Genomic DNA, 12936 nt, shown 5'->3' with positions numbered 1-12936 from the left:
CCAAGACAGCGGCCGTCAAAGGACGCAAGCCGCCATGCAAGTGAAACACCTGCTGCTGATCGCCATCCTCGGGCTCACTGCTGCCTGTTCCTCGAACAAGGAAGTCATTGACGAGAACCTCAGCGAAGCCGAGTTGTACCAGCAGGCGCAGGCCGACCTGGACAACCACAGCTACACCAGTGCCGTGAACAAGCTCAAGGCCCTGGAATCGCGCTACCCGTTCGGCCGCTACGCCGACCAGGCCCAGCTCGAGCTGATCTACGCCAACTACAAGAACACCGAGCCTGAGGCCGCGAAGTCCGCTGCCGAGCGCTTCATCCGCCTGCACCCGCAGCACCCGAACGTCGACTACGCCTATTATCTGAAAGGCCTGACCTCGTTCGACCAGGACCGCGGCCTGCTGGCGCGCTTCCTGCCGCTGGACATGACCAAGCGTGACCCGGGCGCGGCGCGCGACTCGTACAACGAGTTCGCCCAGCTCACCAGCCGCTTCCCCAACAGCCGTTACGCCCCGGACGCCAAGCAGCGCATGATCTACCTGCGCAACCTGCTGGCCTCCTACGAAATCCACGTCGCCGACTACTACCTGAGCCGTGAGGCTTACGTCGCCGCCGCTAACCGTGGCCGCTACGTGGTGGAGAACTTCCAGGAAACGCCATCGGTTGCCGACGGCCTGGCCGTGATGACCGAGGCCTACCAGAAAATGCACCTGGACGACCTGGCCGCCACCAGCCTGGAAACCCTCAAGCTCAACTACCCGAACCACCCGAGCCTGGTCGACGGCCAGTTCGTACCCAAGCAGGGCGAGTCCGACGGCCGCTCCTGGCTGTCCAAGGCCACCCTGGGCCTGATCGAGACCGACACGCCGCTGCCACCGGGTGAAACCCGCGCCAACCAGGACGTGGTCCGTCAGTTCAAGGACGCCCGTTCGGAAATGCCAGCCGACCTGCTGCCCAAAGACGAAAACGGCGACCCGATCCTGCCGGAAGGTCCGAAGGACGCCGAGGTGGATCGTTCCTGGTTCAGCTACCTGACCTTCGGTCTGTTCGACTGACAGATCGCGCAACGAGAAAGGGAGGCCCAGGCCTCCCTTTTTTCATGGCCGCGCCCTAGACTGTGGCCTCTTCATTCACGACAATCTGGACACCATGGTTCGCCTACTCTTCTGGATCGCCCTGATCGCCGCCGCGTTCTGGCTGTGGCGCAAATTCAAGATCAGCCAGCAATCACGTCCCGAGCCACGCCTCGAAGCCCCCTTGACCATGGTGCGTTGCGCCCATTGCGGCGTACACCTGCCCAACGACCGGGCGCTCAAGCTCGGCAAGGACTGGTACTGCAGCCAGGCCCACCTCGAACAGGGTCCTGGCCGACAAGGCTGATCGCACAGAACGAGCTCTCCCTTGTGGGAAAGCGGGTTTGCCCGCGCCCACGGGGGGCAGTTTCAGATTTCCGAGCCCGCCTCACTTATCCCTCCCCGACCCTTTCACTCCATTTGCGACCCCTGCTCCCCCGCCACCATTGACCCCTTCCAGCAAAACTCGCTAAATCCTATTTATCCGCATAAATATGAAAAATAGCGAAATGCTCAAACCCAAACGCAAGCGCCAGAAGCTCTCCGACGTCATCGTCGAATCGGTCAAGCGCTCGATCGTCACCGAGGCCCTGCGCCCAGGCGATCGCCTGCCCACCGAACGCGAGCTGATGGAGCACTTCGAATGCTCCAAAGGGACCGCCCGCGAGGCGCTCAAGGCCCTGGAGGTCGAAGGGCTGGTCAACACCCGCACCGGCCCTACCGGCGGCGCCTATCTCGCTGAAGTCGGCACCGAGCCCGCCAGTCGCGCGCTGCGCAACTACCTGCACTTCCAGCATCTGGACGGCGAACAGGTCTACCAGCTGCGCAAGGTCATCGAGGTCGAGCTGGCAGTGGCCGTGATGGGCCAGCTCAGCGACGCCGACTACGCTGCGCTGCAGGCCAACATCGACTTCTGCAGCACCCCGGAAGACAGCGAACAGGGCCAGCGCGAACAGCGCCTGGCGGAGATCGAATTCCACACCTTGCTGGCGCGCCGCTGCCCCAATCCGCTGCTGCGCTTCATGGCGGTGTTCCTCAACGACCTGCTGCGCGACCTGGTCGTGCTGAAGAAGGCCTACCTGCCCAAGCGCCAGGCGTTCGCCGCTGCCAACATCGACTACCACAAGCAACTGCTGGTCGCCCTGCGCGCCAGCGACGAGAAGGCCGTGCGCCGGCTGATGCACGAACACATGTGCGACGCCGAACACCATATGACCGCGCTGGAGGGCGAGGTCGAACGCAACTTCCTGCTGGAGTTCGAACACCACCACTGATCCAGCCTGCACAGAGGCCTGCTCAAAGGCCCGGCCGTACCCGCTTTGCCATTGCCACTCCTGCCTAATAACCAGAATCAAGGAGTTATCCATGCAAAGACGTACCCTGCTCAAGGCAGGTCTTGCCCTGGGTGCCCTCGGCAGCCTCCCCCTGGGAGCGCAGCGGGCATTCGCCGAACAGCCGCTGGTCTTCTACGGGCTCAAGTCGATGTCCGGCGCCTTCGCCAGCTACGGCAAGTACGCCGACATGGGCTCGCGCCTGGCCATCGCCGAGCACCCGCAACTGCTGGGGCGGCCGCTGCAGTACAAGGTCATCGACACCGAAGGCAATGCCGGCAAGGCGGTGCGCAAGGTGCAGGAAGCCATCGGCCAGGACGGTGCGAGATTCTTCCAGGGCTGCACCCTGTCTTCGTCGGCCCTGGCCGTGTCCAAGGAAATCAACAAGGCCGGCGGCGTGTTCATGACCCCGGTCGGCGCCGACGAGATCACCGGCAAGGATTGCAATCTGTCGACATTCCGCTGGTCGGTCCCGACCTACGGCGCGATTCGCGAAACCCTGGTGCCGATGATTCGCCAGCTGCCGCAAGCCAAGCGCTGGTACACCATCACCCCGCAATACGTGTTCGGCGATGCGCTGCTGGACAATGCGCGCAAGGTCTTTGCCGAGTTCGGTGTCGAGCACATCGGCAACAGTTACCACTCACTGCAGGAGCAGGAGTTCTCCGGGTACCTGACCAATGCCATCGCCGCCAAGCCCGACGTGCTGGTGCTGCTGAACTTCGGCAGCCAGTCGTCCAACGCCCTGCGCCAGGCGGTCAATTTCGGGATCAAGGAGCGGATGAAGGTGCTGCTGGTCTGGTCGGCAGGGCTCGATCAGTTCCAGGAGCTGGGCAGCGACGTGCTCGAAGGGGTCTACCTGGGTGCCCAGTACTGGCATCAGGTGGATACGCCGCTGAACAAGGCACTGGTCGCCGCCACGCAGAAGGCCTACGGGATCAACCCCAACTATCCACTGGCCGCCGACTACATCGGCACCAAGGTCATGCTCGACGCCATCGTCCAGGCGGGCACCTTCGACGGCGCCAGCGTCGCCAGGGCCTTGCAGGGCATGCGTTTCCAGGGCCCTACCGGCGAAGAGCTGATCCGCCCTGGTGACCACCAGGTGCTCAAGGACTACTACCTGCTGCGCGGCAAGCCCCAGGGCCAGTTGCGCGACGAGGACGACCTGGCTGAAGTCATCAGTTCGGGCCGCTCGTTCGTCGAGGTCGATCACACCGGTTGCGCCTTGGCCTGAGGCCACGGCGCCAGTCAAACACACCTGTACAGGCAGCCGCGCCGCGCGCTGTCGAGGGCACGTTCATGCTCGAATTGTACCTGTTCCAACTGCTCAACGGCCTGGGCCTGGGGATGATCTACTTCCTCATCGCCGTGGGCCTGACGATCATTTTCGGCCTGCTCAACTTCGTCAACTTCGCCCATGGGGCGTTCTTCCTGCTCGGCGCCTACCTGTGCTACACCGCCGTGGCCCTGACCGGCAACTTCTGGCTGGCACTGCTGATCGCACCGTTGGTCGTGGCAGCGCTGGCCTGGGCGGTCGAGCGCCTGCTGATCAAGCGCACCTACCACCTGCCGCACACCTTCCAGATCCTGGTCACCCTGGGCATCGCGCTGATCATCCAGGAAGCCTCGGTACTGATCTGGGGGCCGGTGGGCAAGAACATCGCCGTACCGCCGGAGCTTCGTGGCGTGATCATTCTGGGCGACTTCATCTACCCCTACTACCGCCTGTTCCTGATCGGCTTCGCCGCGCTGATCGGCCTGGCCCTGTGGCTGCTGCTCGAACGCACGCGTTTCGGCGCCCTGGTACGCGCCGGCAGTGAAAGCACCGAAACCGTGTCGCTGCTGGGCACCAACATCTTCCGCCTGTTCTCCCTGACCTTTGCCCTCGGCGTGGGTCTGGCCGGTGTCGCCGGGGTGCTGTTCGCGCCGTTGCGTGGTGCCCAGCCCTTCGTCGGCCCGGAGATCCTCGGCATCGCCTTCGTGGTGGTGGTGATCGGCGGCATGGGTTCGTTCGGCGGCGCGCTGGTCGGTGGACTGCTGGTCGGCGTGGTGCAAAGCATGATGACCAGCCTCTGGCCGCAAGGCGCCAGCCTGATGATCTACGGGGCGATGGCCGCGGTGATCCTGGTCCGTCCCTATGGCCTGTTCGGGAGAGCATGACTGATGAGCGAGAAGAATCCACTACCGGCCGGGCCGCGCACGCCCGTCCTGCTGTTGCTGGTGGTCGCCAGCCTGGTGCTGCTGCCGCTGGTGCTGCCCTCGGCCACGCTGGCCACCGAGATCCTGATCTTTGCCCTGGCGGCGCTCGCCTGCAACCTGCTGTTGGGCTACACCGGCCTGCTGTCATTCGGCCAGGGCATTTTCTTCGGCGTGGGTGCCTATGGCGCGGCACTGCTGATGATCCACTTGAAATGGGGGCTGTTCGCCGCGCTGCTGGGCGCTGCGGTATTCGGTGCGTTGCTGGCGCTGCTGGTCGGCGCACTGGCGATCCGGCGCAAGGGCATCTACTTCGTCATGCTGACCCTGGCCTTCAGCCAGATGGCGTACTTCCTGGCCTACACCCTCAGCGGCTGGACCGGTGGCGACAATGGCCTGCTCGACGTGCCACGGCCGAATGTCGAAGTCTTCGGCCACGTGCTGGTCAACCTGGGCAACCCTCGGCACTTCTATGCCTTCGTCGCCCTGCTGTTCCTGCTGATTTTCGCCTTCGCCCTGCGGGTGATCCGCTCGCCCTTTGGCAGCACCTTGCTGGCGATCCGCGAGAACGAGACACGCGCGGCGGCGATCGGCTACGACACCCGCCACTTCAAGATCCTGGTGTTCATGCTGTCCGGCGCCATCACCGGTATCGCCGGGGCGCTGTACGCCATGCTGCTGCACTTTGCGCCGCTGTCGAACATCGACCTGATGATGAGCGAGAACATCCTGATCATGACCATCATCGGCGGCACCGGCTCTCTGTTCGGCTCGCTGCTGGGGGCCGGCGCCATCGTGGTGCTGGGCGATGTGCTGTCGGAGCTGTGGCCACGCTGGCTGATGCTGCTCGGGCTCATCCTGATCCTGGTGGTGGTGTTCATGCGTGGCGGCCTGTGGGGCGGCCTGGCCGAGCTGGGCAAGCGCCTGCGTCCGAGGCGAGCGTTGTCGACCAAGACCAAGGAGACTTTGTGATGAGCGAGTTCCTGCTGGAAACCCGCAACCTGGAGCTGGCCTACGGACCGTTCCGCGCGGTCGGCGGTGTCGACCTGAAAGTCCGGCCTGGCACCATCCACACGGTCATCGGCCCCAATGGCGCCGGTAAGACCAGCCTGTTCCACTGCCTGACCGGCGAACGCCAGGCCACCGCCGGCAGCATCCTGTTCAATGGCCGGGACATCGTCCGCAAGCCCTCCCATGGCCGCGTGGCCCTGGGCATGGCGCGCTCGTTCCAGCTCACCAGCCTGTTCCAGAACCTCTCGGTGCGCGAGAACCTGCGCCTGGCCGCCCAGGGCCGCGACGGCCTGGGCGCGCTGAACTTCTGGCGCAGCGTCGAGCACAAGCGCAGCCACTGGGACACCGCCGACCAGGTGCTCGAGCGCCTGAAACTCACAGGCCGTGCCGACACCCTCGCCGGCGAACTCTCCCATGGCCAGCAGCGCGTACTGGAAGTCGGCATGTCGATCTGCGCCAAGCCGAGCCTGCTGATGCTCGACGAGCCCACCTCCGGCATGGGCATCGACGACATCCCGCTGATGACCGAACTGATCAGCGATCTGGGCCGCGACCACACCGTGCTGCTGATCGAGCACAACATGAGCATCGTCATGTCGATCAGCCAGCGCATCACCGTCATGAGCCACGGCCAGATCCTGGTCGAGGGCACCCCGGACTTCGTACGCAACGACGAACGCGTGCGCACCGCCTACCTTGGAGAGGCCGCCTGATGCTCAACGTCGACTCGATCCATTCCTACTACGACAAAAGCCACGTGCTCGAAGGCGTCTCCCTGCAGGTCGGCGCCGGGGAACTGGTGACCCTGCTCGGGCGTAACGGCGCTGGCAAGACCACTACCTTGCGCAGCATCCTCGGCATTGTCCGACCTCGCCAGGGCCAGATCAGCTTCGATGGTCAGCCTCTGGTCGGCCGCGAAATCTTCGATATCGCCCGCCGGGGCATCGCTCTGGTGCCGGAACATCGCGGCATCTTTCGCCAGCTCAGTGTCGAGGAAAACCTGAAGATCGCCACGCGCAAGGAGAGCCGCTGGCAGTTGCGCGACGTCTACGCGATGTTCCCGCGCCTGGAAGAGCGCCGCCGTAACGGTGGCTTCGCGCTGTCGGGCGGCGAGCAGCAGATGCTGGCGATCGCCCGCGCCCTGCTCAACGGCCCGCGCCTGCTGATCCTCGATGAGCCGACCGAGGGGCTGGCACCGGTGATCGTCGACGAGCTGGTGAAGATCCTGCGGCGAATCAAGGACGAAGGCCTGTCGATCCTGCTGGTGGAGCAAAACCTGATGGTCTGCGATGCATTGGCCGACCGTCACTACGTGCTCGAACAGGGCCGCGTGGCCTACCAGGGCACCGCCGCACAGTTTCGCGACGACCCGAGCATCAAGAACCGTTACCTGGCCCTGAGTGCCTGAGTTCAGGCCTCGTTCTGTATCGGCCTCTTCGCGGGCAAGCCCGCTCCCACTGGGATATCGCCACGCGCCCCCCGCGAAGAAGGCCTAAATCTGCTACAGGAGAGACGCACCATGAACACCCGCATCGATCCCTCGCAACACCTGCTCGGCCAGGGCGCCCTGGTCAATCGCGAGCGCCTCTGGCAATCGCTGATGGACCTGGCCCGGCTCGGTGCCACGGCCAAGGGCGGTGTATGCCGCCTGGCGCTGACCGATCTCGACCGCCAGGCCCGCGACCTGTTCGTGCGCTGGTGCGAAGAGGCTGGCTGCACGGTCAGTGTCGACGCCATCGGCAACATCTTCGCCCGCCGCGCAGGACGCAACCCGGCACTGGCGCCGGTCATGACCGGCAGCCATATCGATACCCAACCCACCGGCGGCAAGTTCGACGGCTGCTACGGCGTCATGGCCGGGCTCGAAGTGGTGCGCACACTCAATGACCTTGGCCTGCAGACCGAGGCCCCGCTGGAAGTGGTGGTGTGGACCAACGAAGAAGGCTCGCGCTTCCCACCGTGCATGATGGGATCGGGGGTGTTTGCCGGCAAGTTCGGCCTGCAGGAGACCCTCGACAAGGTCGACGAACAGGGCCTTTCGGTGGGCGCGGAGCTTCAGCGCATCGGTTACGCCGGCCCGCGGGTGCCCACCGGGCATCCGGTCGGCGCTTATTTCGAAGCGCATATCGAGCAGGGGCCTGTGCTGGAGGACCAGCGCACCACCATCGGTGTGGTTCAGGGCTGCCTGGGCCAGAAGTGGTTCGACCTGGTGTTCACTGGCGTCGAGGCGCATGCAGGCCCGACGCCGATGCACCTGCGCAAGGATGCGCTGGTGGGCGCTGCCGAGGTGGTGGCCGCAGTCAACCGCGTGGCCCACGCCCACCAGCCACATGCCTGCGGTACCGTCGGCTGCCTGAACGTGCACCCCGGTTCGCGCAACGTGATTCCCGGCCAGGTGCAGATGACCCTCGACCTGCGCCACCTCGACCCCGCCCACCTGGATGCGATGGTCGCCGAGGTGCGCGAGGTGATCGAGGCCAGTGCCGCCCGCCATGGCCTGAGTTTCGAGCTCACCCCCACCGCCGACTTCCCTCCGTTGTACTTCGCCGAGCAATGCGTCGATGCGGTACGCCAGGGTGCGCGCGAATTGGGCTTGAGCCACATGGACATCGTCAGTGGCGCTGGCCACGATGCGATCTTCCTCGCCGAACTGGGCCCGGCCGGGATGATCTTCGTGCCGTGTGAAAGCGGCATCAGCCATAACGAAATCGAGAACGCCGCGCCGCAGGACCTGGCAGACGGCTGCGATGTGCTGCTGCGCGCCATGGTCCAGGCCGCCAACCCGGGAGCCCATTGAGATGACAGGCAAGACCGCCATCGGTGAATTCAGTGCCACCGAGCTGCTCGAACTGTACCGCAGCCGCCAGTTGTCGCCCCTCGAAGTGATCGACGACGTGCTGGCCCGCATCGACCTGCACAACCCCGCCGTCAACGCCTACTGCCATGTCGACGGCGAAGGCGCACGCGCCGCTGCCCGCGCCAGCGAACGCCGCTGGCAGCGTGGCGAGCCGTGCGGACGCCTGGACGGCTTGCCCGCGTCGATCAAGGACCTGACCTTGACCCGCGGCATGCCGACCCGCAAAGGCTCACGCACCAGCTCAGGCGTCGGACCATGGGAAGTCGATGCGCCCTTCAGCGCCTTCATGCGCGAGGCCGGCGCCGTGCTGGTGGGCAAGACCACCACGCCGGAGTTCGGCTGGAAAGGGGTCACCGACAACCCGTTGTACGGCATCACCCGCAACCCTTGGGATACCCGCCTGACCGCGGGCGGGTCGTCTGGCGGTGCGGCAGCAGCAGCGGCGCTCAACCTCGGCGTGCTGCACCAGGGCAGCGATGCCGGTGGCTCGATTCGAATCCCCTGCGCCTTCACCGGTACGTTCGGCATCAAGCCGACCTTCGGCTACGTACCGCAGTGGCCAGCAAGCGCCATGACCGTGCTGTCGCACCTGGGGCCGATGACCCGTACGGTGGATGACGCCGTGCTGATGCTCGACTGCGTAGCCCGCCCCGACCCGCGCGACGGCCTGGCCGGAGCCCCACGCCAGTCGCCCTGGCTGGACGACTCGACAGACCTGCGCGGCCTGCGTATCGCCTACAGCGCCGACTTCGGCTACATACAGGTCGATCCGCAGATCCAGGCACTGGTGGCCCAAGCCGTGCAACGCCTGGCGCGCCTGGGGGCGACGGTGGAGGAAGTCGATCCAGGGTTCAGCGACCCGCTGCAGACCTTCAATACCCTGTGGTTCGCGGGCGCGGCACGCTTGGCCAGTGGACTGAGCGAGGCACAACGGGACTTGCTCGACCCGGGCCTGCGCGGGATCGCCGAGCAGGGGGCTGGCATCAGCCTGGCCGATTACACCCAGGCACTGGAAGCACGTGCCGAGCTGATCGCGCAGATGAACGCCTTCCACCAGCGTCATGACGTGCTGCTTTCACCGATGCTGCCGCTGGTCGCATTCGAAGCCGGGCACAACGTGCCGCCAGGGTCGGGCATGACGCAGTGGATGGAATGGACGCCCTTCAGCTACCCGTTCAACCTGACCCAGCAGCCTGCGGCGTCGGTCCCCTGCGGCTTCACCCGCGAGGGGTTGCCGGTGGGGCTGCAAGTAGTGGGCGCGCGCTTTGCCGATGAACAGGTGCTCAGGGTGTGCAAGGTGTACGAACAGCATTACCCGAGTCGGCACCTGCAGGCGCCGCAGCGGCACTGAGGGTTGTGCAAGACACGCAGCGGCCTTGCGCGACGCGAGGCCGCTGCGTGTTTTCAGCCCAGACGCCCGGCCGGGGCGTAGGGGGCAGGATCGATGATCGGCTCGGCGCCGGTCAGCAGGTCGGTAAACAACTGGCACGAAGCAGGCGCCAGCACCAGGCCATTGCGGTAATGCCCGCAGTTGAGCCACAGCCCGGCGTGCCCAGGCACCTGCCCGATGTAGGGAATACCTTCAGGCGAGCCCGGTCGCAGCCCGGCCCAATGCCCCACGACCAGTGCGTCCTTCAGTTGCGGCAACAGCTCGATCGCCGAAGCCCGCAGGCTTTGCAGCGCAACCTCGGTCGGGGTCTTGTCGTAGCCCTCGTGCTCAAGCGTGCTGCCCACCAGGATATGCCCGTCACGCCGCGGAATCGCATAGCGCCCCTTGGCCAGTACCATGCTCGGCAGAAAGTCGGCCTCGCACTTGAACAGGATCATCTGGCCCTTTACCGGCTCAACCGGCAACTCCAGCCCGAGGGTGCGCAACAGGTCGCCACTCCAGGCACCGGCACTGAGCACCACTTCGTCGGCGGCCAGCACGCCTTCATCCGTCAGAACGCCGGTCACGCGCCCGTCTTTCTGGGCGAAACCGCTGATCTGGCAGTGTTCGCGCAGGCTGACGTTAGGCAGTGCCAGCAACGCGGCTTTCAGCGACTTCACCAGGCGCGGGTTGCGTACGTTGGCCACACCAGCCATGTAGATCGCGTGCTGATAGCCTGGGCCGAGCACCGGCACGGCGTCATAGGCCGCCGAGATGTCGACGGCGCTCAAGGGACGTTGTTCGCGTGCAGCCCAGGCCAGGGCCTGGGCTTCATCGTCGAGATCGAGCCAGTACAAACCGGTGGTGTGCACTTCAGGGTCGACACCCGTGCTGGCGAACAGACGCTCGCCCAACTGTGGATAGAAATCCTGCGACCAATGCGCCAGAGCGGTCACCGCCGGGCTGTAGCGCCACGGATACAGGGGCGAGACGATACCCCCGCCGGCCCAGGACGACTCACGACCGACCTCGCCCTGGTCGCACACCACCACACGGTCAACCTTTGCGGCCAGGTTGAAGGCAGTCAGCAGACCGATCACCCCGCCACCGACAATCACTACGTGCTTGCTCATCTGTCGATCCAACACCTGAAGTAAAAACGCCTCACCAACAATCCGCCTCATCCAGCGCTCCGGGGTTTGCGCGCGCACCGGCCTGGTCAAGCTGGTAGTCGCCACAACGATCACGCGCCATCAGCCCCTGGGGCTGACGCTCGGCCAGCAGCCGATACTGGCCGTGCTCGCGCCAGGCTCGCAGGCGGTAGAAACGGCTACCCTCGGGCAGCGGTGTCTGCCACTGCTCGCTGTCGGCATACTGGCCGGTACGGGCGTAGTGGTATTGCAGACGCTGGGCAGTATCGTGCAGCAGGCCGACCGCTTCGCCGCGCGCGGCACGCCGAAGCTGGTCGCTGTAGCTGGGATAGGCAACGCTCGCCAGAATGCCGGTCACGGCCACGACAAGCAACAGCTCCATAAGGCTAAGGCCACGTTGCATCTCAAGACTCCCTGAATCGCTGGCGCCAGGCGATACGCCGGGGTGCCTGGGCCTGTCCGGGCTCGACCGCATAGATCGCCTCCAGTACCTGCCGTGCGCGGGCCTGAGGGCTTACCGCAGTGATCCGGAACAAGACCACCCTCGCCCCTTCCGGCATGTGCGCAGCGCGGGTGCTCACCCCCAGTTGCTGCACCAGAAAGAAACCGTGCTCGCTGGCCTGCCACGGTGGCTGCACATCGATCAGGTCATGGGGTGCGGGCGGTGGGGCGCACACCTGGCAGGGCGAGGGGGGCGCCAGGGCAAGCTGCAGCGCGCCCGCCAGCAGGCTCGCCTCGGCCTCTTCAAAGGCGCGCGCCGCCGCCAGCGCGCTGCCCGCCAACGCCATCTGCTGCAGCGTGTCACGCAGGGCCGAGATGGAGAACAGACCCAGCAGCAGGCTCAGCACCAGGGCCAGCAGCAAGACCATTCCGCGCTGGGCGCTCATGACGATGGCAACCGGTTGCGCAGGGCAACGCTCAGCGCGTAGTTTCGCTCGACGCCCAGCACAGGATCGCCAAGGGTCAACTGCAGGTCCACGCGCTCCCCCCCATTGCCCACGACACGGGTGACACGAAAAGCACGCACATTGTCGATGAGCACGGCATTCATGCCGCCGCCGCTGAGCATCAGGCCGTCGCCTTGAAAGCGGTAGGTCTGCCGCCGCACCGGGAACGCCAGCGTAGTGCCGCTACCGGCCTGGCGTGCCGGATGAACCTCGGCCCAGGTGAGGCAATCGGTGAGCAGCGTCCAATCCGGGTTGCCTCCTGCCCCTCGCACGTCGGCCGTCACCAGGCTGAGCGTGACCTCGCGGCCATCGCCGGCATGGGATATCTGCAACGGCTGGGCGAAGGCCTGTGCAGCAGAGGGGGCGATGAACTCGATGGCTTCGGTTGCCAGGCAGCCGAACATGCCGGTCATGCGAATGTCCTGCGCCAGCCGCTGAAAGGCGAGCGAGGCGTCATCCTGCATCCGCGACAGCGCGCCTTGTACGCGCCAGGCTTGCTGGGCCGACACCAGAGCTTGCCCCGCAGCGGCCAGCAGTATCAAGCCCAAGGCCAGTGCCAGCAGGGCCTCCAACAGGCCGAAGCCTCGTTGTCGAGGCGTCATGGCAGCACCCTGCCCTGCAGAGCGATGAACTGCGCCTCGCTGCTGCGTGGGTCGTGCCAGCGAATCTCCAGCTGCAACCACTCTCCCGCCACGACCGCCCGCCCCTCACCGCGCTCGTCCAGCAATGAACCTGTCAGGGCGCGCCAGCCGTGCAGCGCCTCGGGTTCAAGCGTACCGCTCGCCCTCACACGCTCGAACAACAGGTGCGCCAACTGCACGGCCTGTGCATCGCGCCGCGCGCCCTCGCCGGCCTGCACTGCGCGTATCTGCGATGCCGCCGCGGCGAACAAGCCGAGCGACAGCACCAGCACTGCCAACACCACTTCCAGCAAGGTCATGCCCTGCTCCCTGTGCACCATGGTTTCGCCTCCTGCGAAATTTCCCGCCAAGCCTGATC

15 protein-coding genes are annotated in these 12936 nt (G+C 65.6%); 10 read left to right on the top strand and 5 right to left on the bottom strand.

Annotated elements, in window-relative coordinates:
* Window positions 1-34: 34 nt before the first annotated feature.
* From ACNFHO_RS15645 to ACNFHO_RS15600, 10 genes are all read left to right on the top strand, one after another.
* On the top strand, window positions 35-1054 hold the full coding sequence (locus ACNFHO_RS15645) for an outer membrane protein assembly factor BamD (RefSeq protein ID WP_054895114.1): 1020 nt from the start codon (window positions 35-37) through the stop codon (window positions 1052-1054).
* Window positions 1055-1148: 94 nt separating this feature from the next.
* Window positions 1149-1379 (top strand): PP0621 family protein, encoded by a 231-nt coding sequence (locus ACNFHO_RS15640; protein WP_416766815.1) that lies wholly within the window; start codon window positions 1149-1151, stop codon window positions 1377-1379.
* Window positions 1380-1581: 202 nt separating this feature from the next.
* On the top strand, window positions 1582-2346 hold the full coding sequence (locus ACNFHO_RS15635) for a FadR/GntR family transcriptional regulator (protein ID WP_054895112.1): 765 nt from the start codon (window positions 1582-1584) through the stop codon (window positions 2344-2346).
* 91 nt (window positions 2347-2437) lie between these two features.
* Window positions 2438-3640: an ABC transporter substrate-binding protein gene (locus tag ACNFHO_RS15630; RefSeq protein WP_054895111.1), complete on the top strand. Its 1203-nt coding sequence runs from the start codon at window positions 2438-2440 to the stop codon at window positions 3638-3640.
* 65 nt (window positions 3641-3705) lie between these two features.
* Complete coding sequence (locus ACNFHO_RS15625; protein WP_416766814.1) at window positions 3706-4566, top strand: branched-chain amino acid ABC transporter permease; 861 nt, start codon at window positions 3706-3708, stop codon at window positions 4564-4566.
* Window positions 4567-4569: 3 nt separating this feature from the next.
* Window positions 4570-5574 (top strand): branched-chain amino acid ABC transporter permease, encoded by a 1005-nt coding sequence (locus tag ACNFHO_RS15620; RefSeq protein WP_416766813.1) that lies wholly within the window; start codon window positions 4570-4572, stop codon window positions 5572-5574.
* Window positions 5574-6326, top strand: a complete 753-nt coding sequence (locus ACNFHO_RS15615) for an ABC transporter ATP-binding protein (RefSeq protein WP_054895108.1) — start codon at window positions 5574-5576, stop codon at window positions 6324-6326. Before ACNFHO_RS15620 ends, ACNFHO_RS15615 begins: the two co-directional genes overlap by 1 nt.
* A complete protein-coding gene (locus ACNFHO_RS15610) occupies window positions 6326-7021 on the top strand; it encodes an ABC transporter ATP-binding protein (protein WP_063542818.1) in 696 nt (231 codons plus the stop codon). Before ACNFHO_RS15615 ends, ACNFHO_RS15610 begins: the two co-directional genes overlap by 1 nt.
* A 111-nt stretch (window positions 7022-7132) precedes the next feature.
* The gene (locus ACNFHO_RS15605) at window positions 7133-8410 is read left to right on the top strand and encodes a Zn-dependent hydrolase (protein WP_416766812.1); all 1278 of its coding nucleotides are present in this window, start codon (window positions 7133-7135) and stop codon (window positions 8408-8410) included.
* 1 nt (window position 8411) lies between these two features.
* A complete protein-coding gene (locus ACNFHO_RS15600) occupies window positions 8412-9821 on the top strand; it encodes an amidase (RefSeq protein ID WP_416766811.1) in 1410 nt (469 codons plus the stop codon).
* A 53-nt stretch (window positions 9822-9874) separates the two neighbouring features.
* Here the strand turns inward: ACNFHO_RS15600 and thiO are convergent, their stop codons facing one another.
* The 5 genes from thiO to ACNFHO_RS15575 are packed head-to-tail and all read right to left on the bottom strand — an operon-like array spanning window position 9875 to window position 12898.
* Entirely contained in the window at window positions 9875-10972 is a 1098-nt protein-coding gene (gene thiO, locus ACNFHO_RS15595) for a glycine oxidase ThiO (protein WP_416766810.1), read from the bottom strand.
* A gap of 31 nt (window positions 10973-11003) precedes the next feature.
* Complete coding sequence (locus tag ACNFHO_RS15590) at window positions 11004-11393, bottom strand: type IV pilin protein (protein ID WP_112897291.1); 390 nt, start codon at window positions 11391-11393, stop codon at window positions 11004-11006.
* Between the two features lies 1 nt (window position 11394).
* Window positions 11395-11877: a hypothetical protein gene (locus tag ACNFHO_RS15585; protein ID WP_416766809.1), complete on the bottom strand. Its 483-nt coding sequence runs from the start codon at window positions 11875-11877 to the stop codon at window positions 11395-11397.
* A complete protein-coding gene (locus ACNFHO_RS15580) occupies window positions 11874-12539 on the bottom strand; it encodes a PilW family protein (protein ID WP_416766808.1) in 666 nt (221 codons plus the stop codon). Before ACNFHO_RS15580 ends, ACNFHO_RS15585 begins: the two co-directional genes overlap by 4 nt.
* The gene (locus tag ACNFHO_RS15575; protein ID WP_416766807.1) at window positions 12536-12898 is read right to left on the bottom strand and encodes a prepilin-type N-terminal cleavage/methylation domain-containing protein; all 363 of its coding nucleotides are present in this window, start codon (window positions 12896-12898) and stop codon (window positions 12536-12538) included. Before ACNFHO_RS15575 ends, ACNFHO_RS15580 begins: the two co-directional genes overlap by 4 nt.
* Window positions 12899-12936 lie beyond the last annotated feature (38 nt).

Source organism: Pseudomonas sp. NY15374, from assembly GCF_048068255.1.
Classification (GTDB): domain Bacteria; phylum Pseudomonadota; class Gammaproteobacteria; order Pseudomonadales; family Pseudomonadaceae; genus Aquipseudomonas; species Aquipseudomonas machongensis.
This window is presented reverse-complemented; position numbering and strand designations above follow the sequence as displayed.

Excerpts from the sequence above, each read along its gene's own strand:
- ACNFHO_RS15600 (WP_416766811.1), top strand. The coding sequence starts at position 8,412 with ATGACAGGCAAGACCGCCATCGGTGAATTCAGTGCCACCGAGCTGCTC.
- ACNFHO_RS15645 (WP_054895114.1), top strand. The coding sequence starts at position 35 with ATGCAAGTGAAACACCTGCTGCTGATCGCCATCCTCGGGCTCACTGCT.
- ACNFHO_RS15630 (WP_054895111.1), top strand. The coding sequence starts at position 2,438 with ATGCAAAGACGTACCCTGCTCAAGGCAGGTCTTGCCCTGGGTGCCCTC.
- ACNFHO_RS15575 (WP_416766807.1), bottom strand. The coding sequence starts at position 12,898 with ATGGTGCACAGGGAGCAGGGCATGACCTTGCTGGAAGTGGTGTTGGCA.
- ACNFHO_RS15615 (WP_054895108.1), top strand. The coding sequence starts at position 5,574 with ATGAGCGAGTTCCTGCTGGAAACCCGCAACCTGGAGCTGGCCTACGGA.
- ACNFHO_RS15625 (WP_416766814.1), top strand. The coding sequence starts at position 3,706 with ATGCTCGAATTGTACCTGTTCCAACTGCTCAACGGCCTGGGCCTGGGG.
- ACNFHO_RS15590 (WP_112897291.1), bottom strand. The coding sequence starts at position 11,393 with ATGCAACGTGGCCTTAGCCTTATGGAGCTGTTGCTTGTCGTGGCCGTG.
- ACNFHO_RS15640 (WP_416766815.1), top strand. The coding sequence starts at position 1,149 with ATGGTTCGCCTACTCTTCTGGATCGCCCTGATCGCCGCCGCGTTCTGG.
- ACNFHO_RS15585 (WP_416766809.1), bottom strand. The coding sequence starts at position 11,877 with ATGAGCGCCCAGCGCGGAATGGTCTTGCTGCTGGCCCTGGTGCTGAGC.
- ACNFHO_RS15635 (WP_054895112.1), top strand. The coding sequence starts at position 1,582 with ATGCTCAAACCCAAACGCAAGCGCCAGAAGCTCTCCGACGTCATCGTC.
- ACNFHO_RS15610 (WP_063542818.1), top strand. The coding sequence starts at position 6,326 with ATGCTCAACGTCGACTCGATCCATTCCTACTACGACAAAAGCCACGTG.
- ACNFHO_RS15580 (WP_416766808.1), bottom strand. The coding sequence starts at position 12,539 with ATGACGCCTCGACAACGAGGCTTCGGCCTGTTGGAGGCCCTGCTGGCA.
- ACNFHO_RS15605 (WP_416766812.1), top strand. The coding sequence starts at position 7,133 with ATGAACACCCGCATCGATCCCTCGCAACACCTGCTCGGCCAGGGCGCC.
- ACNFHO_RS15620 (WP_416766813.1), top strand. The coding sequence starts at position 4,570 with ATGAGCGAGAAGAATCCACTACCGGCCGGGCCGCGCACGCCCGTCCTG.
- thiO (WP_416766810.1), bottom strand. The coding sequence starts at position 10,972 with ATGAGCAAGCACGTAGTGATTGTCGGTGGCGGGGTGATCGGTCTGCTG.